This is a genomic window from Nocardia sp. GCM10030253 (assembly GCF_042675075.1).
GTDB lineage: Bacteria > Actinomycetota > Actinomycetes > Mycobacteriales > Mycobacteriaceae > Nocardia.
Map to the genome: position 1 here is coordinate 302,416 of NZ_JBHTDL010000009.1, position 22,102 is coordinate 324,517.

The window sequence follows — 22,102 nt, forward strand, 5'->3', positions numbered from 1 at the left end:
ATTTGGGTATCGTCGAAACGTGCCCGGCCTTCGACGAGCTGGTTTGCTGTTCGGTGCGCTGGTCATCCTGGTGGTCGCCCTCGGGCTGGCGGGCGTGCCGGTCTATATCCATCCACAGACGGATCCGTTGCGGAAGGCCGATGCGATAGTGGTGCTGGGCGGGACAGCCTACGAACGCTTCGATATGGGTCTCGATCTCGCCGAGCGCGGATACGCGCCGCAGCTGCTGATCTCACGGTCGACCGGCGTCAACGACCGGGTGATGGACAAGTACTGCGCGGGCCGATTCGATTTCGCGGTCAGCTGTTTCGTGCCGGATCCGTGGACGACCGACGGCGAGGCACGCGAAATCCGTCGCCGAGCACAGTTGTTCGGCTGGCAGCACATCATCGTGGTGACCTACACCCCACATGTGTCGCGGGCCAGGTACATCGTGAGCAAATGCTTCGACGGCGAGTTGACCATGGTGGCGAGCCCGAGCGACTCCGGCGTGAAGTTCTGGTCCTGGATGTATATCCGTCAGTCCGCGGGTTACATACGCGCGTTCTTCAGCCGGGGGTGCTGAAGCACAGGCAAAAGTCCGACGAGCCTCTTAGAGTGAACGAGACGCGCGAGCCTGCAGGGGGGTTCGTTGCCGGGGTGTTTGCGGGAGAGGACCTCCGTTGCGTATCGATGATTTGCGATCGGTCGGGGACGACGAATTGTCCGCTGATCTGTGCATCATTGGCTCCGGCCCGGCGGGGTTGACCCTCGCGGCCGAGCTGGCCGGAACGCCGCTACGGGTGCTGGTGGTGGAGAGCGGTGGCCTCGAATTATCCGAGGAGGTGGACGCACTCGCCGATATCGACAATGTGGGTGCGCGCAGAGCCCAGTCGACCAGGGTCGCGGGCGACCGGATCCTCGGCGGCGCCTCACATACCTGGAGCGGACGCTGCGGGCTGCTCGACGAGCTCGATTTCAGCGACCGCCCGTGGGTTCCCTACTCAGGCTGGCCGATCGGCACGGACGAAGTCGAGCCGTTCCTGGAGCGGGCCGCCGGGCACATCGGGATCGGCTTCGGCAGCGGCTTCACCGATGACGCGTTCTGGCAGTTGGCCGGTCGTCCGCAACCGCCCGACTCGCTCGATCCGGCGCGATTGCGTCCCTACTTCTGGCAGATCAGCCGGGATCCGGTGGATCCGTTCGACTGCAAGCGATTCGGCGCGCATGTAAAAGACCTTGTCGCGCCGAATGTCCGCGTGTTCGTCAATGCCACCGTCACCCATATCGACACCGACCCGGATGGCGCCCGAGTGGATTCGGTCCAGGTCGCAGGCGCCGACCCGCGGCCGCGAACCGTGCGGGCAAGGACATTCGTGCTCGCCACCGGCGGTATCGGAAACCCGCGCCTGTTGCTCGCCTCACGCCGTATCCGTCCCGAGGGCATCGGCAACCGGCACGACCTGGTCGGTCGCTACTTGATGGACCACCGCTGCGGCGCGGTCGGCACGCTCGACCCGTCCATCGCGGACAGCACGCTGGAGCGCTTCGGCAAGTACGTCGTCAAGACACCGCACGGCAAGCACACCTTTCTGCACGGTGTCGCGCTGTCACCCGATGTCCAGGAGGCCGAGGGACTGCTCAATTGCGCGCTGTGGCTGCAGGAGGTGCCCGCCGAGGACGATCCGTGGGATTCGGTGAAGCAACTGCTGCGCGGCAGGGGCACCAGGCACGACGCGAAGGTCGCGCTCGCCAACTCCGGTTTGTTGCTGTCCGGTGCGCGGCGCAGGCTCATCCGGCATACCGGGCTGCCGCATAAACTCGACCGAATCGAGTTGCGCTGCATGGTCGAACAGGCGCCCAACCCGGACAGCCGCGTCATGCTCACCGACCGCGACGATCGGCTCGGCATGCCGCTGGCGCGGATCGACTGGCGGGTGAACGCGCAGGAGGACACCACCATCCGCCGCGCGGCGGCGCTGGCGATCGAGGAATTCACTCGCCTCGGTTTCCCGGCGCCCACGCTCTACGACTGGGCGCGCGAGGGCAGCACGTTGCCACTGCAACTCACGGACTGGGCACATCCGACCGGAACTACCCGCATGTCGGCGGACCCCCGCGACGGCGTCGTGAACGTCGACTGCCGGGTGCACGGTGTCGACAACCTGTTCGTCGCGGGCAGTTCGGTATTCCCGACCACCGGCCACGCCAATCCGACCCTGACCATCGTGGCGCTGGCGGTCCGGCTAGCTGATACTTTGCGGGCTTTGACATAGTGTGCGACTCATGGGTGACACGACCGAACCAGGCATCGGTGCGCCGCATCCGCACGAGCCACACGGCGAGGGTCTGGCATCGAGGCTGAACTGGTTGCGCGCGGGCGTGCTCGGTGCGAATGACGGCATCGTGTCGACCGCGGGCCTGGTGGTCGGTGTCGCCGCGGCGACGACCAGTGCGTCGACCATCTTCACCGCGGGCATCGCCGGGTTGAGCGCGGGCGCGATCTCGATGGCGGTCGGTGAGTACGTCTCGGTCAGCACCCAACGCGACTCGGAGCGCGCACTGTTGGCCACGGAGCGCAGAGAACTCAACGAGGAACCGGACTATGAACTGGCCGAACTGGCCGACATCTATCAGGCCAAGGGTTTGTCGGCGGCCACCGCGCGTCAGGTCGCCGAGGAACTGACCGCGCACGACGCCTTCACCGCGCACGCCGAGGCCGAACTGGGGCTCAATCCCCACGAGCTGACCAATCCGTGGCAAGCGGCCATCTCCTCCGCGATCTCTTTCACCCTCGGCGCACTGCTGCCGCTGCTGGCAATCCTGTTGCCGCCCACCACGGCTCGCATCCCCGTGACCTTCGCGGCCGTGCTGGCGGCACTGGCGATCACCGGCTCGGTCAGCGCCCGCCTCGGCGGCAGCCATCGCGGCCGGGCCGTACTGCGCGTTGTCATCGGTGGCGCGCTGGCCATGCTGATCACCTACGGCATCGGCCAGCTCGCCGACGTGGCCGGGATCTGATCACCGACCACCCCGGAGCACTGTGGCGGCCGCAGGGAGCGCTGTGGTGGCCGCAGGGGCTCAATCGCCTCTTCGGCCACCACTGTGGGTCGATGTTCTAGTAATAGTGACGTCGGCCGCCGACCGGACGGCCTACCGATCCGGCAACCCAGAGGACGGCTCCGATAATCAGCAGGATGATGCCTGCGGTGATGAGCAACGGAATACCGATCAGATATCCGACGACAAGCAAAATCAATCCCAAGACAATCATTGTCATTTCCTTACTGTTTCGACCGGGGTATCCCCGGACGGTTGGCGCATGAACCGGTTCCAGCTCCAGACCGACTTCCCGCTCGGCGGCGGGCTCGCTGGTCGCGAGGCGGGAGGTGATGGTGTGACAGGTGGTGTACTGCGGCGCACCGCGGCCACCTCCTTGCGCGACTGCCGCAATTCGCGTCGCGTCGCCACGCCACGTCGAGAACTGCGCCAGACACCGGTCAACAGCAGGCTGAGCCCGAGCATCCCGATGGCGCCGACAGCAGCTCCGTAGCCGAACAACTGCCCGGCGTCGGCGGTGAAGTGATAGTCGAACATGGCGAAATCATTCGTGGACGTGCTTACTTCGCCCATATTGGCCGCGACCCCGGCAACGCCGATGATTACCGCGGCGATCAGGACGATAAGTCCGATAAGTATGATCATGACAATCCCGTTGCGCTGGTTGTTGTTACACCCTCGCTATTCCCGGTAGTTCAGAAGTCAAACAACCACAATCGAGGTGTTTGAACCCGGCCGATCGGGATATGGCCATCACATGACCTACACATTCAATATGCCCAACTACTCCGACCAATCCGCCAGGGCGGCAGAACAAGCACTGCTCGGCCTCGGCGGAGTGAGTTCCGTCGACGTCGACCGAGTTTCGGAAACTATCAACGTGAACTCGACACTCAGCTACGGCGAAGTCCTCGATGCGATCCGCTCGGCAGGAGTAGCCGCGAAATAAACGCTAGCTTCGCGGCGGCCCGTCTCGACGACATCATCTCTGATTTCACGAATCCTCTTGGCCAGCTTCATGTCCCGTGCGGCCTTCGACTTGGCGTCCGCATCGGCGGCCGCCGGGTCGGCGCGTGCGAGTCGCTTGGCCCATGTCCGTCCAGTCCACGACGACTCACGGCCGATACCGCCAGCCGCGCCGGGACAACGTCGATGGGCATGGGCGGGCGGGGCCGTCGCGTGTACCTTGGTGCGCGTCGGGCGGTGGCGGGAAATGTTGGCAGACAACGGGGATGGTGACCGGTGCAAGAAATCTTCGATGCCGAGTTCGCGGCGGATCCGTGGCCGGTGCTCGACCGGCTGCGCCGCGACGGTGGTGTGCACCGGGTGCGGACTCCGGACGGCCCGCCCGCCTGGCTGGTGACGCGATACGACGACGTGCGGGTCGGACTGCTGGATGACCGGTTGGCGACCGATATTCGCACGGCGGGACCGATCGACTACCGGGGCTTCGCGGTCCCGGCACCGCTGGACGCGCTGCTTGTCGCCGCGCCTGCCGATCACGCGCGCCTGCGCAGACTGGTGACCAGCGAACTGTCTGCGCGACGACTGATCGAGTGGAATCGGCTCGCCCCCACACTCGTCGAATCCTTGTTGCGGGAAGTGGATTCCGATGCCGAGGTCGATCTGGTCGAGCAACTGGCGGTGCCGTTACCCGCCGCGCTGCTCGGGGAATTGCTCGGCCTCGGCAACACTGAACGGAAAGCGCTTGCGGCATGGGCGAATTCAACTTTGCTTGGCTCCGCCGCTGCCCCACGGGCCAGGGACACGCTGACGACGATGCAGACCATTATCACCGCGGCGACCGAGCACGCGCGGGCGGAGCGGGCCGATAACCTGCTCGGCAGGCTGGTCGCCGCACACGACGACACCGGATCACCTTCGGCGGAAGAACTTGCGGGACTGCTGTTCTACCTGTTGTTCGTCTGGTACGAGGTGCTCGCCGACTTGATCGCCGGTTCGATCCTGGCCCTGCTGAACCACCCCGACCAGCTGCCAGTCCTGCACTCCGCGGCGGACAAACAGCCCGCCGTGGAGGAGTTGCTGCGCTTCCTGTCGCCGCAGGTGCTGGCCGGGCCCCGCTTCGCGACCGCCGATATGGGATTCGGCGACTACACCATCCGATCCGGGCAGACGGTGCTGCTGTGCCTGGCCGCTGCCAACCACGATCCCCGCATCTTTACCCGGCCGGGCGAATTGGACCTCGCCCGCAAGCGCAACCCACACCTCGGCCTCGGCTACGGCATCCATTCCTGCCTCGGCACCGCGTTGGTGCGCACCATCACCGCAGCCACCCTCGACGCGGTATTCACCCGTTGGCCCGGCACCACTCTCGCGGTGTCGCAGCGAGATATCTTGTGGCGCTCAGGGTTCAGGCATCGCGGTCCGCTCATGCTGCCGGTGAAACTGGGCTGACTCCACGTCATCATCGCCGGGGCATACCGGCCATGGCGGCACGCTCTCGTCGTTCGTCGCGGGTGCGCCGGTTGGGCACGAGCTGCCACCAGGCGGCCGGCGACCACCGCGGCAGGTAGCGACACCGCGAAGGCCAGGGCGAGTAGCCAGCCTCGATCGCGCAGCGGGTCGGCGAGACCGAAGCGATCGGCTGCCAGACCGAGCAGGAAGAGTCCCGGCACCAGGCCGAGCCCGCCGCCGAGAGTGAGCGCGACACCGACGGTGCCCGCCGCTCCGGCGATCAGCAGCACCCACCGCGGCAGCCCCGCAGCAGGCAGCAAGATCACCGATCCGACAATCGCGTACGGGAGCAGCGCTCCGCCCGGTTGAAACACATGATGGACCGCGCCGAGCACCCCGAGCACCCCGAGCGCCGCCAGCCTGCGAGCCGACACCAGTCGCGGCCGACCGGTACGTTGTGCGGCGCTGTCGAGGAACAGGGCGAAACTCAGCCCGAAGAGGAACGCGAAGATCGGCAAGAATCGGCCCTCGAACAGCACCGACAGCACCTGCCGGGTCGGATCCATGATCCCGGGCCGCACCGTCGCCGACATATCGGTGATCTGCCAGATGTTGACCACAAGAATCCCGCACAGCGCCATGCCGCGCACGGCGTCGAGCTCATGGATGCACGGACGCGGGCCGACAGCGTCGTGACTCATGCGGCCACGCTATCGAGACGAGCACGGTTGTTGCCGCTCCACCGAGGAGGTGTCGCGCACATTTGCTTCATGCACTAACTATTAATGCGCTAACCTGACAGCGAGACCAGGAGGAGCAATGAAGACTCGGATCGACGACCCGCTGCAATTGGATCGCCAAGTGTGTTTCGCGCTGGCCGTCGCCAACCGCGCGGTACTCGGCGTTTACCGCCCGCTGCTCGAACCGCTCGGGCTGACCCACCCGCAATATCTGGTGATGCTGGCGCTGTGGGGCGAAGCGCCGATGTCGGTGAAGGCGATCGCCGAAGCGATCCAGCTGGATTCCCCGACACTGTCCCCGCTGCTCAAGCGGCTCGAAGCGGCCGGACTGATCACCAGGGAGCGCGACCAACGCGATGAACGAAACCTGCTGGTCGACCTGACCCCCGCCGGTACCGATCTGCGCAAGCAGGCCGAAAAGATCCCACCCGCCGTGGTGGCACGCCTCGGTGTACCGATGTCGGATCTGGAAGAACTGCGCGACGTCCTCAACCGAGTCAACGAAGCCGCCCGCCGCGCTGTACTCAGCGATGACGAACAGCCCTCAACGACAGGAGTCCGCCGATGAGCCGGGCGCGCCCCAACCCGATCCAATGGATCGGCTACGCCTTCGGCCGCCGCCTCCCCGATTCCCTGCGCGACTGGGTCCGCAACGACCTCACCGGGAAATACGCCGCCGCACGCCATCTCCTGCGCGGGATGGTCCCCTTCACCCCGTTGTTCGCGGTGTTCCTGCTCTTCCCCGGAGAACTCTGGCTACGCGGCTCGATGGTCCTGCTCGCCGTGCTGCTCGCCCTGTTCTACACAACGGCCTTCATGCCGATGAACCGCGCTCATCGCCTCGCCGAGCACGGTCTGCCCGCCGATCTCGAGAACCCGGAACGCACGCGGCGGCGCGACATCGAACGCGCGAGGTACGCGGCGCAGCACCCACACTGACCGAGCGGCGATTACCCCGGATCCGGTTGCTCGACCCGGGTGCCGAACACGGCGAGGCGCACGCGATTGGTGGCACCGGTTTTTGCCATCAGGTTGGCGATGTGGGTTTTGACCGTGGTGACGCCGAGGTGGAGTCGTTCGGCGATCTCGGCGTTGGATAGGCCCGTGCTGACGAGGGCTAGCACCTCGACTTCGCGTGGGGTGAGCCGCTCGGCCAGATTCGGCATGATCCCATGTGGCGCTGCGGAATTTGCTCGGACGTCCATGTCCGCAGACACGCGTGCGGCTACCGCCGAGCCGACCAATCGTTGCAATATGGCTTGGGTGAACGGGGATTCGCCGGCGGCGGCGCGATGGATGCCGTCAAGCAAGTCGGTCGGAGACGCGTCCTTGACGAGGAACCCACAGGCACCCGCGGCCAGGGCCGGGTAGAGGTGATCGTCGTCGTCGAAGGTGGTCAGCACCACGATCCGAATCGTGGGGCGACTCGCGAGAATCCTTTCGGTGGCACGGATTCCGTCCATGCCCGGCATCCGCAGGTCCATCAGGACGACATCCGGATGCATCTGCTCGGCGAGCCGGACCGCGTCGCTGCCACCGGCTGCCTCCCCGACCACATCGAGTTCGTCATCGGTTTGGCAGAGCATGCGCAACCCGGCACGTACCAACTGCTGGTCGTCGACTATGAGCACACGGATGGTCATGGCCCGCAGCCTGTCACAGCAGGTCCACGCGCAGCCTGGCACCACACGCCGCAGCGAGCGGCAAACGGCGACCACGGTGGCGCCGATCCGCACGAATCCCCATCGAGCACCGCACACTCACCACGCGCCCCATGCCGCAGCGTGCGGCCTACTATCACCCGAAACCGCCCGATCCGGCCCCGTACTCGCCGCACACCGCGAGCGGGCAACCCGCCCACTTGAGTAGCGCAATGTCATGCGCGTCAACGACGAAGTTCGGCTCATCGACGCAGTTCGGCGACGAAATCTCTTCAAGCACATAGCACTCACGACGCAACCCACGCTGCCTCAGGCGTTCGTTGACCAGCTGCCACCACGGTGTCGCTCGATCATGCGGCGAAACCGCCGTCCAGAACCGCACACTCACGACGCCACCTGTACGGCGGCGGGCAACCTTGCGGCCAGCTGCCACCCGATGTCACCTGGCCCCGCAGTGAACTCACCCCCGAGTAGCTCGACTCGTTCGCGTAGTCCGACAAGCCCGAGGCCCTGCCCTGTCCCGTTCGCCTCAATGCGTATCCCTGTGTCGTGCAACGCGAAATCGACAGTTCGATCGACGCCGACGTCGATGGTCAGCGTTGCTTTCGTGCCAGGGCGGGTATGTTTCGCGATGTTCGCGACACCCTCCTGCGTCAGTCGCAGGAGCGTCAGCGCGCGTAGCGCATCGACGGTGGTGATGGCGTCGTCCACGTGTACCTCGACGGTGCGGCCCAGTTGGGCGGCGCGATCGGCGACGGCGGTGAGTGCGGCGGGTAAATCCGTTGGTGCGATGAAGGATTCGCCCGCCATGGCTGGATCGCGCAGGATCGAAACAAGTAGTCGCAGGTCAGCAAGGGTTTCGGTGCCGCTGGCGTGGATGTCGTCGAGTACCTCGCGCACGGCGGGCGGCGCGTCGGGAACCGCATGCCTGGCAACGCCAACGCGCAGCACGGTGGACGAAACGTGGTGGGCGATCAGGTCGTGCAACTCCCTCGCGATGGCGGTGCGCTCCAGCGCCCGGGCAGCCGCGATGTCGGACTCGCGCCGCTGCGCGATCTCCCCGGCTGCCCACCTTGCCCGTTCGGCGCCCTCGCGCGCCGCTCGCAGCAGACTGCCGACCAGCAGTGGCGCGCCCGCCATCACGAGCGCCCGATAGCCGGAGGCGGCGACCGCCCCAGCCGGATGCAGCAGATACGCGCCGCCCAATGCCGCCGACGCCAGCAGCGGTTGCCAACCGCCGCGCCGCGCCGCGAGCTCGGCAAGGGCGATGGCGGCGGCGACCTTCGGCACCACCGGGCCTATCTGGCCGATCTCGAACCCGAGCACAAGCAGCCCGGTCGTGACGAGCGACGTGGCCAGCGGCCAGCGCACGCCGGCCGCCGTCGCGAAGACCGCGAGCAGGCCGATCACCCAGTCCACCAGCCCCGGCGAATCCGAAAGCAGCAGCAGACACCCGACGGCCAGGGCACAGAGCACCGCCAACCGCACCGTCAGCGACCGCGCATCGAGCACCCACTGAATGCCGCGCGTCACGCCTGCCGAATCCACCACGCAGACCATGATGCCCGGCATCGGCGGAGCCCGGCTCCTCCCGCAGGAGGAGTACCCCTCCTTCCGCGGGCCGCACAGCCGATCCCTCGCCGACCTCGCCCGTCCCAGACTCGGACGTCCGATCCAACTCCTCCCGCACCAGCAGTACCCCTCCTTCCGCGGACCGCACAGCCGATCCCTCGCCGACCTCGCTCATCCCAGACTCGGACGTCCGATCCAACTCCTCCCGACGGAGGAGCCGCCCACCCCTCCTAGAGGCCGCGACTCGGGCCCATCGAGGGAATCGCTCGGCTGCTGTATCGGCCACGGTTGTGTCATGACGCACGATGAGAATGACACCGACACAGCAACTTCCGAGGAGATCGCAGCCAAGCCGAACCGGCGCAGGCTATTCGGCATGGCCGCCGCCTCCGGGCTGGTGGTCGGCGCGACGGCGGGGTTGGCCGGCGGGGTGGCACTCGGCGCTAATTCGAACCCGCCCGCATTTCAACCGTCCGGTCTGCGCCGCTTCGAGAACAAGGTCGTCGTGATCACCGGCGCGACCTCCGGGATCGGCGCGGCCGCCGCACGACTGTTCGCCGCGGAGGGCGGTCGAGTCGCGTTCTGCGGCAGGCGGGTCGAGCGCGGGCGGGCGGTGGAGCAGGAAATCCGCGCGGCAGGGGGCGAGGCCACCTATTTCCGTGCCGACGTCCTCGTGGAGGACGATGTGCGGGCGTTCGTCGACGCGGCGGTGCGCACCTACGGCGGGCTCGACGTGGCGTTCAACAATGCCGGGATCACCATTCAGAAGAAGCTGCACGAGTACAGCGCCGACGAGTTCGACCGAGTGCTGCACACCAACTTGCGCGGCACCTTCTTCGCGATCAAATACGAAGTGCCGCACCTGCTTCGGGCAGGCGGCGGCACCATAGTCGTGACCGCGTCCAGTAACGCCCTCGCTACCGACTCCGGCCGCGGCGCCTACACGGCCAGCAAGCGCGGCCTCGCAGGCCTGGTCCAATCCGCGGCACTCGACTACGCCGCCGACGGCATCCGGGTCAACACGCTCATCCCCGGCACCACCGACACCGAACTGGTCCGCCGCGCCGCAGGCATGGAAGCCCTCCCCGACGATGCCTGGCAGGTCCTGATGAAACAGTGGGCCAAGTCCAACGTCCCCGGCCTCGGCCGCCTAGCCACCCCGCAGGAAATCGCCTCATTCGCACTGACCCTCGCCTCCGACGAACACCCCTACCTCACCGGCGCCCAACTGGTAATCGACGGCGGCAAAACCGCCCACGCCTAACCCACAGACCACGAACCCACCTCCCCCGACTTCGAACCACCAAACCCACCCCGCCAAACCGACCATTGAAGCGTCGACAGCAGCGAAATCGCCTCGACGGCAACCATTTCACTACCGTCAACAGAGAAAGACCCGACAACCCACCCGCACAGTCGTCCGAACACCCCGCGCCACAACCGAACACCCCATATACCGAGTGTGCAGTCACAACACGGGGTGTCAGGACGGACTTCCCTACCGCCCGAGAACGCAACCACAGCCAGTCCTCACGCCGGAAGCCATGTGCCTGCCCCGCTGCGGAAGACCAAACTGCCGTCCGAACACCCCGCGTCACAACCGCACACCCCGTATACCGAGTGTGCGGTTACAACACGGGGTGTCAGGACGGATTTCTCTACCGCTCGAGAACGCAACCACCGCCAGTCCTCACGCCGGAAGCTGTCTGCCTGCCTGCAAAAGCTGCGGAAGACCAAGTCGGGTACGGCACCCGACGCACCCAGCACTGCCCGGAACACCGCTGGGAGGTGACCTCGGTTTACCAACCCCATGGCACGCCCCATGCGCTCCGGGCAACCGGCGCTCAGTCAGGACGGATTTCTCTACCGCCCGAGAACGCAACCACAGCCAGTCCCCACACCGGAAGCCGTGCGCCTGCCTGCAAAAGCCGCGGAAGACCAAGTCGGGTACGGCACCCAACGCACCCAGCACTGCCCGGAACACCGCTGGGAGGTGACCAATCCCAGGGGACGCTCCCGACGCTCGGGGCAACCGGCGCTCAGTCAGGACAGATTTCTCTACCGCCCGAGAACGCAACCACAGCCAGTCCTCACACTGGAAGCTGTGTGCCTGCCTCGAAAAGCTGTGGAAGGACCAAACTGTCGTCCGAACACCCCGCGTCACAGCCGCACACCCCCTATACGGGGTGTGCAGTTATGACACGGGGTGTGAGGACGGATTTCTCTACCGCCCGAGACGCAACCACAGCCAGTCCTCACGCCGGAAGCCATGTGCCTGCCTACCCAGGCTGCGGAAGACCAGGTCGGGTACGACACGCAACGTGCCCAGCACTGCCCGGAACACCGCCGGAAGGTGACCTCGGTTTACCAACCCTATGGCACACCCCATGCGCTCCGGGCAACCGGCGCTCAGTCAGGACGGATTTCGATCGATGGCCAGGGACAGTCGCACGTGGCGTCGAACGAAGATACTCGGAACCCATTGGGCAGCAGCGGGTTCGGAGGCAATTCGGAACGAGTCGGTACGCTCCAGGAGAGTTTGCAAGGCAAGTTTGGCTTCCAGGCGGGCGAGGGTGGCGCCGACGCAGAAGTGGATGCCCTTGCCGAAAGCCAGGTGGTTGCGTTGGGCGGCCCGATCGAGGCGGATCTCGTCGGGGTCGGGGAAGACGGCCGGGTCTCGGTTGGCGGCGCCCCAGAGCAACAGGAGGTGGCTGCCCTCGGGGAGGGTGGCATCGCCGAGGGTGGTGTCGGCGACAACGTGGCGGTGATGGGCCCGGAAGGGTGATTCCACCCGCAGGGTTTCCTCGAGGAATGGCACCAGCAGGGCGGGATCCTCGCGCACGCGGCGTTGGAGAGCCGGATCGGTGGCGAGTAGTCGGGCGGCATTGCCGATGAGGCCCGCCGTGGATTCACCGCCCGCGCCGACCAATTGGACGAGAATCAGGACCGCTACCTCGGTGTCGAGTTCGCCTGCGGCGCATACTTTCGCGAGGTCGCCGAGCAGGTTGTCACCGGGGTCGGCGCACGCTTGGGTGAGTTGTCGATGCAGGTATCCGGCGAGTTCGGCGGCGGCCGTCACGACTACGCCGAGCCGTTCGGTGGTGAGCACGCCACCGAGTAGCTCGGTACTGGCGTATCCCCAGGCCACGAGCTGTGGAATGTCCTCATCCGGCAGGCCGATCAGTCCCGCGACCATCGCCATCGGCAGCCGGTCGGCCAGTGCCGACATCCATTCGATGCGGCCGTCTTGGAAACCCTCCTCCCACAACCGATCCACGATCGCGGCGATCCTCGGTTCCAGTGCGCGAATACGTTTCGCGACGAGGGCGGGCAACACCACCTTTCGATGCGCCATATGGGTCGGATCGTCGCCGGTTGCCAGGACGTGGATAGCCTGGCCACCGCCGTCCATATCGAACACCGTGGCCGAGCCGTCTGGTTGCCGCACCAGTGCGCCGGTGAGATTCGAGGAGAAATCGGCCACCCGGGTGGTCGCCTCCATGACCAGATCCCACCGGCTCACCAGGTAGAAATCGGTCTCCGCGACCCGATGCACCGGCGCTGTGGTGCGCAGTCGCTCGTACAGCGGGTACGGATCGTCGAGCAGACCCCGGTCGAACACATCGATCTCATCCAACGCACGGGTCATCCGATCCGCCTTTCCTCACGCACGATATCTGCTTCCACACGCCAGATTTCGCGCCCGCGACCACCCCCGTCAATAGCCTCGGAAAACTGAGACACCGGACTCGAATCACCAGGTCAAACCTGGTCTCAGGCAGCTCGCCAACCTGCGGATCACCATGGACTTCTCTTCCAAAATGTCTCACTATGAGACAAAATTGTTCAACCGTCTCTGCGCAGAAAAGGAGCCAGGTGATGACCAACCGCCCTACGCGGACACATTCCACCCAAGCGCGCCGAATCCCGACGGTCAGCCCGAAGAGTGTCCAGTCAGGACGACAGCCCGACTGGCTCGCCGGCGGCGACCGCCACGCGCTCGCCGTCGAACGCATCCATGCCGCGGCGGCCGAGCTCATCGCGCGCAACGGTATGGCCGGACTCAACATCGACCACGTCGCCGCACACGCGGGCTGCTCGCGCGCCACCGTCTACCGCTACGTCGGCGGCAAATCCGCCTTGCGCGAGGCCGTACTGACCGCCGCGACCAACCGGATCGCCGCGACCATCCAACGCTCGGTCGCCACACTCACCGGCCCCGACCGCATTGCCCGCGCGATCCTCGCCGCCCTGGATGCCGTGCGTGCCGACCCCGTCGCCGTCGCTTTCCTCGCCGCCACCACGCCGCAGGAAGTCGGCACCTACCTCGCAGGCAACCCCCGGCTCGCAGACACCGCGACCGCGCTCACCGCAACCACCGACGACCCGGCCACCGGACAGTGGATCGTCCGGGTGGTCCTGTCGCTACTGTTCTGGCCCGCAAGCGATCCCACCAGCGAACGCACCCTCGTCGACAGATTCGTGGTCCCCGCCTTCACCCCGTAGGGCTCACCGGCGACGAATCGGGCGGCGGGCGGCAGATTTATTGGGCGGTCTGGTCACTGTCGTGTCGGCGCGCGCTCGGTTTCGCGATGGGGCCGGGGCCGGACGGGTGATGTGTCGGGCTAGTTTTCGTTTCATTGCCGCGGCTCAGCGCATGGCCCAGGGGGCGATGGCTTGGACGGCGGGCCAGCCGAAGTCCTCGGTGTCCTCGTCTTCGACGAACCAGAGCCAGTTCCTGGCAGCGAGTACGAGGGTCCAGGCACGGGCGCGGTCGGCGTCGAGACCCGCGATATCGACTATGGCGGCAAAGCGGTCGTCGAGGACGGACTCGGTGCGGCGGTTCCACAGCAGCGAGAGCATGGTGAATTCGAGGTCACCGATCAGCGGCTGAGGGTCGATGACCTGCCAGGGCTCACGGAAGCCACCGAGAACGTTTTCGAAGTGCAAATCCTCGTTGACCAGCAGGCGGTCCGCGGTCGGTCCCAGTTCACGGCACACCTCGACCGCGGCGTCGAGCATCTTGCGCGGGAATGGGGAGCCGAGTCGCTCCCAGTCCTTCGGCAGTTCCGCTGCCCAGCGTTCGGACTCGCGGCGCAGGTCGCGGGACATGCCGGGTGGTGCGGGAATGGCGAGCTTGCGGAGCAGGGTGGCGATGATATGCACTGCTTCTTCGATCGGCTCGGTTTCGAGCGATCGGCTCGGATCGAGGCGTTCGAGCAGCAGCACACCATGTTCGGGGTCGCTATCGAGCAACAGTGCCGCGCCCTGACCCTGCCAGGCTGCGAGGGCGACCGGCTCGTCGCGGGTTTCCGGGTTGAGATAGCTGAGCTTCAGTACGGCGGGCTCGCCGTCGTCGCGCAGCACCGGCAGCACCAAACCGGCGTATCCGTGCATCGGCTCGCCGACGATACGCACCTGCCAGCGGTCGGCGTATTCGGCAGCCTGCTCGGGCAGCCGATCCAGCCAGGCGGTGGCTGCCGGTTCCATACCGACCAGGCGTTTGGCGAAGAAATCCGGGACGACAATCACCAATCGAGCATCTCAGCCATGTCCATCGAATTTCGCCGCGCAACATCGCCGGGTGTCACCACTGAGCAGGGCTCAGCGCACGCCGGGAACCGCGGGAAACGGCTCTGGCTCGTCGGCGACGCCCTGCTCCTGTGGAATGCACACCCACTGGCCGTCGGGAGTCAGGCCCCACTGGGCGATGATGCCGTCGTGTGAGCAATCGTCACCGATCTGATGTTCGTCGCGGCGCTGCCCCTGCGGCACACACACCCAGCGACCATCGGGGTTCAGGCCCCACTGGGCGATGATGTCGTCGTATGAGCAATCGTCACCGATCTGATGTTCGTCGCGGCGCTGCTCCTGCGGCACACACACCCAGCGACCGTCGGGGGTCACATCCAACTGGGCCGCGATGCCACCGCTGGAGCAATCGTCACCGACCTGATACGGGTGGCCACCCGGTTGCTGAGGCACACACACCCATAGCGCGTCGCGCAGATCCCAATGGGCGATGATGCCGTCGTGTGAGCAGTCGTCGCCGAGCCGGCGCGCCTGTTGCGTCGGCACCAGGCTCGTCGGACGATGGGACTGCGATGCGGGCGGGAGCTTGTCCACAGACGTCGCTTTCGGCTTCGCGGTGGACACCACGGTGGATGTCGGCGGCGTCGGGGTCTCGGAGTCACCGGCTCGCTGATTCGAGCGCATGAGCAGCCCGATCGCGACCACCAGCGCGAGCACCGCGGTGAGCACCGCCGCGATGGCCAGTATCCGCGTGTTGTCGTCTCCCCCGCCGGGTGCCGGACTGCCGCCGAGTTCCACCATCGCACCGCCTTCGTTTCGAGTGGACCGTCACGAAAAGCTCGCCGGATTGCACGTTACCGAAGGTTGCGCATCAAAAGATCAACTTCCGTGCAACGTGTCGTCCCAGGTAGAGGCCACTAGCGTCCGGATGCCGGAAATTTGCCGACTATCTGACGGTGACCCGGACCCTGACCGAGTTGTCACCGGTCTCGTGCAAGGCCTGGCTGATCAGGCTGCCGAGATCGATGCGTGGCGCTGTGGCGGTGACCGCGTCGGTCAGCGGCTGCAGTCCTGGCATGAGCGACTTCAGCTCCGGACCGACCTTCTCCAGCCACTCGGTCAACCTCTGCAGGAACGGCACCAGACCATTGCCCTCGAGGTACATCTCCGGACTGTTCCCGGTCTCGATCAGCCTGCCGACCGACTCGACGAATTCGTCGAGCGCCTCGCCGAACCGCACGAAGCTGGGCGCGCCAGCCGCGGTGGCGGGCCCGGCCCATTCGATGTCGCCCGCGGCGAGCTGGAAGCTATTGAGCAGTTCGGCGATCTTCGGTGACCTGGTCATGATGGTCGAGGCGAGCAGGTCGCCCGAGCGGGCCAGCTCCGGCATCACCGATTGGGTGCCAGCGATGGACTTGCCGAGAGTGTCGACGATCGAGCCGACCACGGCGGGGTCGAGCTGATTCATGGTCTTGGTGACCAGCCGCGCCACTTCCGGTATCGACAGCGGCATGCGGACGGTGCTGGATTCGAGCCGCTGGCCGTCCTTCAGGTACGGCCCGCCGTCGGCGTTGGGCACGAACTGGACATACGGCTCGCCGAGCGCGGAAAGCTGCTCGATGGTGACGGTGCTGTCGGTGGGCAGCCGATGCGAGCTGTCCACCCGGAAGCCGACCTCGACACCGGAGGACGTGTTGTCCACCGAGGTCACCTTGCCCACCTCGATGCCGGTGAGCAGAATCGGCGAGCCGACGCCGAGCCCACCCGAATTCCGCAGCACCATCGAAGCATTGGTGTAGTCGGCGAACGGGTCGTAGCGCACCACACCGAAGGTCAGATAGCCGACGCCGAGGACCAGAATGGCGGCGATGCCGCCGAGCGAGACCAGCGAGCCCACCCTCATCGCACCGCTCCGATCATGCGCAACGTCTGGACGATTCGATCGACCTGATCCTGTTCGGACACCGCTGCGACATTCGAATTCACCTGTACCCCAGTGACATTCACCTTCGGACCACGCTCGACAAACGGAATGATCTTGTCTCGCAACAGCGCGACGAGTGCGTTCAGGTTCGACGGCGACCGCAGCTCCAGTCCCCCACCGGTCAGCAGCGGGACGAACGCCTGCAGCGCCGCGTCATTGGCCTGCACCAGCGGTGCCAGCCACACCAGCGACGTACCGACCGGACCGAGCACGCCGAAGATATCGGTCACCGCGAGGATCGAATTCGTCGCGGCATTCACCTGCCGTACCGACTGCTCGCTGAGAATGCTGTCCAGCTCGGGCCGAACATCGTGCAGCACTTGGGCATTGGTACCGAGGCCATTGAGCAGTTTGTCCACCTGATCGAGATTGGCGGCCAGGTCGGCGGCGTCACCGCCCATCACCCGGGAGATGCGCGCGGTCTCCCGCGGATCCTGCGGCAGCACCGAATTGAACCGGTTGATGATGTCCTGCAGCTGGCCGATCGCGCCGCCTTGGACGAAGAAGGCCATCGCGGCCATCGTGTCTTCCAGCTGCACCGGAGGCTTGGTCCGGTTGATCGGGATGGTGCCGTCGGGCTTCAGCAGCGCGTCGAAACCATCGGGCGGAGTGGCCAGTGCGATGTGGATGTCGCCGAGCACGGTGTTCTGCCGCAGTTCGGCGATGGTGGTGGTCGGCAGTCGCACCGACTGCTGGATATCCGCGTCCACCACGACGTAGCCGCCGCGACCGGGCGCCGCATCGGCGGCGGGGACGACGGTGACCCCTTCGACTGTGCCGACCTGGGCGCCGTTGGCGATCACCTTGGCGCGAGCGGGGAGGTTCAGCACATTGGCGAACTCGATCTTGAGGCGATAGGTGGGGCCGGACACCGAGGTGCCTGGCACTGGTACCGACGACGGGTCGAACGCGCAGCCACCGAGAGCCAGCCCCGCCGCGAGCACCACCGCCGCGATCCGCAACAGCTTCATCGCGTACCTGCCATTCCCAGCACCAGCTGGACGAGTTGGACCTCGACCATGCCGTTGGCGGCACCGGCGCAACGGCCGGGCGCGATGGCATTCATTGCCGCACAGACCTGCTCGGCGTTCTGCTGCGGAATGGCGACCCGAGGCGGTGCGTACGTGAGTCCGGGCGCACCGGTGCCGGAATCGACCACCGTCCGGAACGCGGAGGCGAGCGCGGGCGTCATCAGCACGATGTCGCGCAGCGACCCGACATTAGCGCGCAGGAGTTTGATCAGCGGCACGGTGTCGTCCAGCGCGCGCATGATCGTGCCGCCGAACATCGAGGTGAGGTCGTTGAGCATGGGCAGTACCTGCCGCAGCCCGTCGAAGAGCGCGGCGCCGGGACCGAGCAGTTCGGTACTGGCCTGATCCAGCGCGGGTCCGATCCGTACCAGCATGGATTGCAGGTCACCCCAGTACTGGTTCACCTTCTGCGATACCGACGCGAAGGCGTCGAAAATGCCTGCCAGATGGCCGATGTCGGCGTCAGGCGATTTCAGCGCCGAGCCGAGTTTGCGGATCAGGTCGTTGACTTTCGGCCCGGTGCCCACGGTCGCGGCGTCCAGCGCGGACAGCCCGTTGGCCAGCGAATTCGGTTGCGCCGGATCGGGTCCGACAATCTGGTCGGACAATTGGGCCAGCGCGGTGAGGGTTTCGGTGAGGCTCTTCGGGGTGAGCGTCTTGGTGATGCATCGCGTGCTGTCCCACCGCTCGGTGTCCTTGCCGCTGGCAAGCACCGCGAGATCACGGTCGGCGACCACGGTGTCCGATACCGTAGTCGCCGAGGCGTCGGCATAGACCGGGTAGTCGGCGTCGACCTCGAAGTCGACACGCACAGTTTTGCCCTGGTTCGCTACGGCGGTCACCTTGCCGACGGTGATGCCGCGCATCGAAACCTGGTTGCCCGCATACAGTCCGATGCTGTCGGGCATGATCGCGCAGTAGGACTGCGTCTTCTGCAGCGGATCGAAGACGACGAAGTATCCGGCCACCGCCAGCACGGCGATGACGAGGGTGCCGGCGATCGACATGAACGCCTGGCTACCCAAAACCTTGTGCAACATCAGCAGGCCTTTCCCGGTATCGGGACGCACACCTGGCCGAGCACGGCCGCCGGGTCGAGTCCTGGTGGCGCCTGCACGGTCTCACCGGACCGATCGATCACGATTCCGCCCTCGGGAATCACCAGGCCCTGCACCTTCTGACGCAGGGCTTGCGCGGAGGCGATGATCGGTTCGAGGCGGCTGCCCATTTCCTCCAGCCGCGGCAATGCGTCGGCCAGCTGTTGCGCTGTGGGTTTCAGCGTGACCTCCCACGACGGAGCCAGCGCGGCGACCCGTTGGATCACGCTCGTCAGCAGGGCGATCGACTCGCGCAGCTCGGCGCGCTTGTCGACCAGCACGGTCTCCAGCAGATTGGCGTTCTCCATCAACCTGCGCAGATCGCCCTTGGCGCCGTCGTACATGGTCACGTACTCATCGGCCACGGCAATGGCATTGGATACCTGGGTGCGCTGCCGGTCGATGGCGTCGATGTAGCCGCCGACGGTGTCGAGGGTGGTGCGCAGGCTGTCGGGCGCGCCGTCGACAGACTTGTCGAGCGCGGCGAGATTGCGCCGCAGGGTGTCGCCGTCGAGCTTTGCCAGCGGCGTGGTCGCGTCCTGGAAGGTCTGAATCAGGCTGTAGGGCAGGCGGACTCGATCGGCAGGGATGGGTGTGTCGCCCAACGGCTCGGTTCCGGCGGGGAAAAGCGCGACGTAGTGGCCGCCCACAACGGTGAGCATGCGCACATCGAGGGAGGTCTGGTCACCGAGGAAGACATCGGAGTCCACGGTGAACTTCATGACCACCCGATCCGGCTTCAGCTCCAGCGATTTCACCGTGCCCACCGAGATCCCGGCAAGGCGGACATCGTCGCCCGACTTCACCGACTGCGCCTCCGACAGCTCCGCGGTGTAGGTCGCCTTGCCGAACGGAACCACGTAAAGCACTGCGGCCGCGATCATTCCGATCACTACGAGCACCGCGCCGATGATGCCGAACCGCACCTCTTTGCGCAGGCGAGAAGGCTCGTCGAGGATCGGGGTATCGCCGCCGAACCAGCGGCCGAGCAATGTCATCCGTTGCATATCGCGACCTTCTGCCCGGCGATCAGCACCTGCACCGGCTTCGGTAGATCGGCATTTCCCTTGCTGCACTCCGGCTGCCAGCCCGCGACCGTACGTGGCAGCGCCGCGTCGACCGAGGCGAGCAGGCCGGGCAGTCGGCCGAAAACCTCGACGGCCTCGCGTGGGTCGGGGAACAGACCGCGGATCAGCGCGTCGACATCCGGGCCGCTGTGTTCGGTCAGGCCGAAAGTATTGAGCAGCCGGTCCAGCGGGGCGAGTACCGACGGCGCGGTCATCGCGAACTCGGCGAGGCCACCGATATTGGCCTGTAGCGCTTGGAAGATATCGGTGAGCCTGGCCAGCAGCGGAACAAGGTAGTGCACCCGGCCGCCGACCCGGTCGGCGATGTCGGACATATTGCGTACCAGCGTGGCGATCACCTGCTGTCGGTCGCCGACATACTTGCTCAGCTTGCCGATCGCATCCATCGCGGGTCCGAGTCCGGAGCCGTCGCCCTCGATCACCGCGAGCATGCTCTCGGTGAACTGATTGACCGCTTCCGGTGACATGGTGGCAAGCACCGGCTTCAGGCCGTTGAACAGGCTGGTCACATCGAAGGACGGGACCGTCATCTTGGTGTCGATGGCGGCGGCGGCCGGGAGCCGGACACCGGGATCGGGCTGCTGCTGCAGGTCGATATAGCGCTGACCCGTGAGGTTTTGGTAGCGGATAGCGAGCGTGCTGTTGTCGTAGATGGGCGTCGAGGTTGTCACGGTGAGCCGGACCTTCGCCCTGATCCCATCGAGCGAAATGCGCTCGATCTTGCCGACCTGCACGCCGTACATACGCACGTCGTCGCCGACCTTCAGGCCGTTGGCGTCGGTGAACAGCGCATCGTGCGCCTCGGTGTCACCGGACACCGGCCGCTTGATCGCGGCGAGTATCAGGCTGAGCACCACCGCCATCACCACGGCGAAGACGCCCAGCCGCCACGCCGCGCCACGCACCGTCATCGGATACCTCCCTGACCGAGCAATGGCACGGCGATGCCGGGTACGCCTTGCAGATCGACCTCGAGGTTCAGCACCGGGCCGCCGGGGGTTTCGGGCATCGCGGCGCGCAGCCGCTCCAACAGCGTGCGCAGTTCGGTCGCGGACTGCTGCGGCCTCGGCACGATCTGCGCCAGCACTTTCAGCATCGGCGCGACCATGTCGGTGGCGCCGGAGAACTGGCCGCCCGCGGTGGTCAGCGTGGTGGCAAGCCCGGGCAGGATGCTTCCGGTGAGGGCCGCGACGCCGACGTCGTAGTGCTCGCGATCGGTCTGCAGGATTCGGATGTCGTGGATCTGGTCGAGCACCTGAATCGTCGCCCCTGCGAACCGGCCGCCGCCGTCGAAGGCGGGTCCGAGCTTGCCGAGCAGTTCGGAGGTCGGCATCGTCTGGTTGTCGGCGACGGTGCGCGCCACGGTGATCAGCGCTTGTAGCAGCGGGGTGAAGGACTGGAAGTCCGCGGACACCTGTGCGATGACACTGGCCAGCTGCGGGGTCAGCACGGTCGCGCCGACCTGCGAGAGGCTGCGCAGGATGCTGCCCATCGTCGCGTCGTACACCCGCACCGCACGCGGACCGGTCAGATCGATCACCGCGTCCGAACGCAGCGCCGAACCGCCTGGCCCGCGCCGCAATTCGAGCTCGCTGATTCCGAACAGGTTCGCGGGCGCGTAGTCCACCTGGAGGCTGTCGTCGATGCCGTAGAGCCGGGACCGGTCCAGCTGCAAGGTGATTCGCTGGGTGCCGCGCTCGTCGGGTGTGATCCGTGCGACCGTGCCGACGCGCACGCCGTCCAACCGCACCTGCGTGCCCGCGGTGAGACCGTCACCGATCTGCTCGGTGTGCAGCGCGATCCGCAAACCGTCCTCGGAGCGCAGGTTCCGGTAGAGCGTCGTCGCGAGCAGCACCACCGCGACCAACGCGATGATGACGCCGCCGACCATGCGCGAACGCTTCTTGTCGGCCGCTACCCCGGGCAATCCATATTCAGGCATC

General features: G+C 66.3%; 23 protein-coding genes and 1 pseudogene. 9 read left to right on the forward strand and 15 right to left on the reverse strand.

What is annotated here, in order from left to right; all coding sequences use genetic code 11:
* Nucleotides 1–19: 19 nt before the first annotated feature.
* The 3 genes from ACFQZZ_RS22075 (at nucleotide 20) to ACFQZZ_RS22085 (ending at nucleotide 3,000) form a co-directional block, all read left to right on the forward strand.
* On the forward strand, nucleotides 20–565 hold the full coding sequence (locus ACFQZZ_RS22075) for a YdcF family protein (RefSeq protein ID WP_378684113.1): 546 nt from the start codon (nucleotides 20–22) through the stop codon (nucleotides 563–565).
* Nucleotides 566–662: 97 nt separating this feature from the next.
* Nucleotides 663–2,255, forward strand: coding sequence for a GMC oxidoreductase (locus tag ACFQZZ_RS22080; RefSeq protein ID WP_378683827.1), 1,593 nt, complete (start codon nucleotides 663–665; stop codon nucleotides 2,253–2,255).
* Nucleotides 2,256–2,265: 10 nt separating this feature from the next.
* Complete coding sequence (locus ACFQZZ_RS22085) at nucleotides 2,266–3,000, forward strand: VIT family protein (RefSeq protein ID WP_378683830.1); 735 nt, start codon at nucleotides 2,266–2,268, stop codon at nucleotides 2,998–3,000.
* Nucleotides 3,001–3,097: 97 nt separating this feature from the next.
* On the opposite strand, the gene ACFQZZ_RS22090 is transcribed toward ACFQZZ_RS22085, so the two are convergent.
* Nucleotides 3,098–3,253: a DUF6131 family protein gene (locus ACFQZZ_RS22090; protein ID WP_378684116.1), complete on the reverse strand. Its 156-nt coding sequence runs from the start codon at nucleotides 3,251–3,253 to the stop codon at nucleotides 3,098–3,100.
* Nucleotides 3,254–3,255: 2 nt separating this feature from the next.
* A complete protein-coding gene (locus ACFQZZ_RS22095; RefSeq protein ID WP_378683832.1) occupies nucleotides 3,256–3,684 on the reverse strand; it encodes a hypothetical protein in 429 nt (142 codons plus the stop codon).
* Between the two features lie 112 nt (nucleotides 3,685–3,796).
* On the opposite strand from ACFQZZ_RS22095, the gene ACFQZZ_RS22100 reads away from it, so the two are divergent.
* Entirely contained in the window at nucleotides 3,797–3,988 is a 192-nt protein-coding gene (locus ACFQZZ_RS22100; protein ID WP_378683834.1) for a hypothetical protein, read from the forward strand.
* An 830-nt stretch (nucleotides 3,989–4,818) separates the two neighbouring features.
* Nucleotides 4,819–5,256: pseudogene (locus ACFQZZ_RS22105) on the forward strand (cytochrome P450); the annotation flags it as partial.
* A 20-nt stretch (nucleotides 5,257–5,276) separates the two neighbouring features.
* Here the strand turns inward: ACFQZZ_RS22105 and ACFQZZ_RS22110 are convergent.
* Complete coding sequence (locus ACFQZZ_RS22110; RefSeq protein WP_378683837.1) at nucleotides 5,277–6,155, reverse strand: hypothetical protein; 879 nt, start codon at nucleotides 6,153–6,155, stop codon at nucleotides 5,277–5,279.
* 118 nt (nucleotides 6,156–6,273) lie between these two features.
* On the opposite strand from ACFQZZ_RS22110, the gene ACFQZZ_RS22115 reads away from it, so the two are divergent.
* Both ACFQZZ_RS22115 and ACFQZZ_RS22120 read left to right on the forward strand, forming a co-directional pair.
* A complete protein-coding gene (locus tag ACFQZZ_RS22115; protein WP_378683840.1) occupies nucleotides 6,274–6,762 on the forward strand; it encodes a MarR family winged helix-turn-helix transcriptional regulator in 489 nt (162 codons plus the stop codon).
* Nucleotides 6,759–7,133: a DUF5313 family protein gene (locus tag ACFQZZ_RS22120; protein WP_378683842.1), complete on the forward strand. Its 375-nt coding sequence runs from the start codon at nucleotides 6,759–6,761 to the stop codon at nucleotides 7,131–7,133. Before ACFQZZ_RS22115 ends, ACFQZZ_RS22120 begins: the two co-directional genes overlap by 4 nt.
* An 11-nt stretch (nucleotides 7,134–7,144) precedes the next feature.
* Here the strand turns inward: ACFQZZ_RS22120 and ACFQZZ_RS22125 are convergent, their stop codons facing one another.
* From ACFQZZ_RS22125 to ACFQZZ_RS22135, 3 genes are all read right to left on the reverse strand, one after another.
* Nucleotides 7,145–7,837, reverse strand: coding sequence for a response regulator (locus ACFQZZ_RS22125; protein WP_378683845.1), 693 nt, complete (start codon nucleotides 7,835–7,837; stop codon nucleotides 7,145–7,147).
* Nucleotides 7,838–7,991: 154 nt separating this feature from the next.
* On the reverse strand, nucleotides 7,992–8,243 hold the full coding sequence (locus ACFQZZ_RS22130) for a hypothetical protein (protein ID WP_378683847.1): 252 nt from the start codon (nucleotides 8,241–8,243) through the stop codon (nucleotides 7,992–7,994).
* A complete protein-coding gene (locus ACFQZZ_RS22135; RefSeq protein WP_378683850.1) occupies nucleotides 8,240–9,427 on the reverse strand; it encodes a sensor histidine kinase in 1,188 nt (395 codons plus the stop codon). Before ACFQZZ_RS22135 ends, ACFQZZ_RS22130 begins: the two co-directional genes overlap by 4 nt.
* A gap of 295 nt (nucleotides 9,428–9,722) precedes the next feature.
* Here ACFQZZ_RS22135 and ACFQZZ_RS22140 point away from each other — a divergent pair, with 295 nt between their 5' ends.
* A complete protein-coding gene (locus ACFQZZ_RS22140; protein ID WP_378683852.1) occupies nucleotides 9,723–10,691 on the forward strand; it encodes an SDR family NAD(P)-dependent oxidoreductase in 969 nt (322 codons plus the stop codon).
* 1,149 nt (nucleotides 10,692–11,840) lie between these two features.
* On the opposite strand, the gene ACFQZZ_RS22145 is transcribed toward ACFQZZ_RS22140, so the two are convergent.
* Nucleotides 11,841–13,076, reverse strand: coding sequence for a cytochrome P450 (locus tag ACFQZZ_RS22145; protein ID WP_378683855.1), 1,236 nt, complete (start codon nucleotides 13,074–13,076; stop codon nucleotides 11,841–11,843).
* Between the two features lie 230 nt (nucleotides 13,077–13,306).
* Between ACFQZZ_RS22145 and ACFQZZ_RS22150 the strand changes: the two genes are divergently transcribed.
* Nucleotides 13,307–13,933: a TetR/AcrR family transcriptional regulator gene (locus ACFQZZ_RS22150; RefSeq protein WP_378683858.1), complete on the forward strand. Its 627-nt coding sequence runs from the start codon at nucleotides 13,307–13,309 to the stop codon at nucleotides 13,931–13,933.
* A 144-nt stretch (nucleotides 13,934–14,077) separates the two neighbouring features.
* Here ACFQZZ_RS22150 and ACFQZZ_RS22155 read toward each other — a convergent pair whose 3' ends face one another.
* The 8 genes from ACFQZZ_RS22155 to ACFQZZ_RS22190 form a co-directional block, all read right to left on the reverse strand.
* Entirely contained in the window at nucleotides 14,078–14,959 is an 882-nt protein-coding gene (locus tag ACFQZZ_RS22155; protein ID WP_378683861.1) for an aminoglycoside phosphotransferase family protein, read from the reverse strand.
* Nucleotides 14,960–15,031: 72 nt separating this feature from the next.
* Nucleotides 15,032–15,760, reverse strand: coding sequence for a hypothetical protein (locus ACFQZZ_RS22160; protein WP_378683864.1), 729 nt, complete (start codon nucleotides 15,758–15,760; stop codon nucleotides 15,032–15,034).
* 145 nt (nucleotides 15,761–15,905) lie between these two features.
* Nucleotides 15,906–16,862, reverse strand: coding sequence for an MlaD family protein (locus ACFQZZ_RS22165; RefSeq protein WP_378683867.1), 957 nt, complete (start codon nucleotides 16,860–16,862; stop codon nucleotides 15,906–15,908).
* Nucleotides 16,859–17,914, reverse strand: a complete 1,056-nt coding sequence (locus tag ACFQZZ_RS22170; RefSeq protein WP_378683870.1) for an MlaD family protein — start codon at nucleotides 17,912–17,914, stop codon at nucleotides 16,859–16,861. The genes ACFQZZ_RS22165 and ACFQZZ_RS22170 overlap by 4 nt, the downstream gene beginning before the upstream one ends.
* Nucleotides 17,911–19,014 (reverse strand): MlaD family protein, encoded by a 1,104-nt coding sequence (locus ACFQZZ_RS22175; RefSeq protein ID WP_378683873.1) that lies wholly within the window; start codon nucleotides 19,012–19,014, stop codon nucleotides 17,911–17,913. Before ACFQZZ_RS22175 ends, ACFQZZ_RS22170 begins: the two co-directional genes overlap by 4 nt.
* On the reverse strand, nucleotides 19,014–20,078 hold the full coding sequence (locus ACFQZZ_RS22180) for an MlaD family protein (protein WP_378683876.1): 1,065 nt from the start codon (nucleotides 20,076–20,078) through the stop codon (nucleotides 19,014–19,016). Before ACFQZZ_RS22180 ends, ACFQZZ_RS22175 begins: the two co-directional genes overlap by 1 nt.
* On the reverse strand, nucleotides 20,066–21,070 hold the full coding sequence (locus tag ACFQZZ_RS22185) for an MlaD family protein (protein ID WP_378683878.1): 1,005 nt from the start codon (nucleotides 21,068–21,070) through the stop codon (nucleotides 20,066–20,068). Before ACFQZZ_RS22185 ends, ACFQZZ_RS22180 begins: the two co-directional genes overlap by 13 nt.
* Nucleotides 21,067–22,101 (reverse strand): MlaD family protein, encoded by a 1,035-nt coding sequence (locus ACFQZZ_RS22190; protein WP_378683881.1) that lies wholly within the window; start codon nucleotides 22,099–22,101, stop codon nucleotides 21,067–21,069. The genes ACFQZZ_RS22185 and ACFQZZ_RS22190 overlap by 4 nt, the downstream gene beginning before the upstream one ends.
* Nucleotide 22,102 lies beyond the last annotated feature (1 nt).

What these genes read in the sequence shown, in the direction of transcription:
- ACFQZZ_RS22120 (WP_378683842.1), top strand. Translation starts at nt 6,759, where the DNA reads ATGAGCCGGGCGCGCCCCAACCCGATCCAATGGATCGGCTACGCCTTC.
- ACFQZZ_RS22190 (WP_378683881.1), bottom strand. Translation starts at nt 22,101, where the DNA reads ATGCCTGAATATGGATTGCCCGGGGTAGCGGCCGACAAGAAGCGTTCG.
- ACFQZZ_RS22180 (WP_378683876.1), bottom strand. Translation starts at nt 20,078, where the DNA reads ATGCAACGGATGACATTGCTCGGCCGCTGGTTCGGCGGCGATACCCCG.
- ACFQZZ_RS22110 (WP_378683837.1), bottom strand. Translation starts at nt 6,155, where the DNA reads ATGAGTCACGACGCTGTCGGCCCGCGTCCGTGCATCCATGAGCTCGAC.
- ACFQZZ_RS22165 (WP_378683867.1), bottom strand. Translation starts at nt 16,862, where the DNA reads ATGAGGGTGGGCTCGCTGGTCTCGCTCGGCGGCATCGCCGCCATTCTG.
- ACFQZZ_RS22090 (WP_378684116.1), bottom strand. Translation starts at nt 3,253, where the DNA reads ATGATTGTCTTGGGATTGATTTTGCTTGTCGTCGGATATCTGATCGGT.
- ACFQZZ_RS22135 (WP_378683850.1), bottom strand. Translation starts at nt 9,427, where the DNA reads ATGCCGGGCATCATGGTCTGCGTGGTGGATTCGGCAGGCGTGACGCGC.
- ACFQZZ_RS22145 (WP_378683855.1), bottom strand. Translation starts at nt 13,076, where the DNA reads ATGACCCGTGCGTTGGATGAGATCGATGTGTTCGACCGGGGTCTGCTC.
- ACFQZZ_RS22160 (WP_378683864.1), bottom strand. Translation starts at nt 15,760, where the DNA reads ATGGTGGAACTCGGCGGCAGTCCGGCACCCGGCGGGGGAGACGACAAC.
- ACFQZZ_RS22175 (WP_378683873.1), bottom strand. Translation starts at nt 19,014, where the DNA reads ATGTTGCACAAGGTTTTGGGTAGCCAGGCGTTCATGTCGATCGCCGGC.
- ACFQZZ_RS22085 (WP_378683830.1), top strand. Translation starts at nt 2,266, where the DNA reads ATGGGTGACACGACCGAACCAGGCATCGGTGCGCCGCATCCGCACGAG.
- ACFQZZ_RS22170 (WP_378683870.1), bottom strand. Translation starts at nt 17,914, where the DNA reads ATGAAGCTGTTGCGGATCGCGGCGGTGGTGCTCGCGGCGGGGCTGGCT.
- ACFQZZ_RS22095 (WP_378683832.1), bottom strand. Translation starts at nt 3,684, where the DNA reads ATGATCATACTTATCGGACTTATCGTCCTGATCGCCGCGGTAATCATC.
- ACFQZZ_RS22185 (WP_378683878.1), bottom strand. Translation starts at nt 21,070, where the DNA reads ATGACGGTGCGTGGCGCGGCGTGGCGGCTGGGCGTCTTCGCCGTGGTG.
- ACFQZZ_RS22100 (WP_378683834.1), top strand. Translation starts at nt 3,797, where the DNA reads ATGACCTACACATTCAATATGCCCAACTACTCCGACCAATCCGCCAGG.
- ACFQZZ_RS22140 (WP_378683852.1), top strand. Translation starts at nt 9,723, where the DNA reads ATGACGCACGATGAGAATGACACCGACACAGCAACTTCCGAGGAGATC.
- ACFQZZ_RS22115 (WP_378683840.1), top strand. Translation starts at nt 6,274, where the DNA reads ATGAAGACTCGGATCGACGACCCGCTGCAATTGGATCGCCAAGTGTGT.
- ACFQZZ_RS22125 (WP_378683845.1), bottom strand. Translation starts at nt 7,837, where the DNA reads ATGACCATCCGTGTGCTCATAGTCGACGACCAGCAGTTGGTACGTGCC.
- ACFQZZ_RS22150 (WP_378683858.1), top strand. Translation starts at nt 13,307, where the DNA reads ATGACCAACCGCCCTACGCGGACACATTCCACCCAAGCGCGCCGAATC.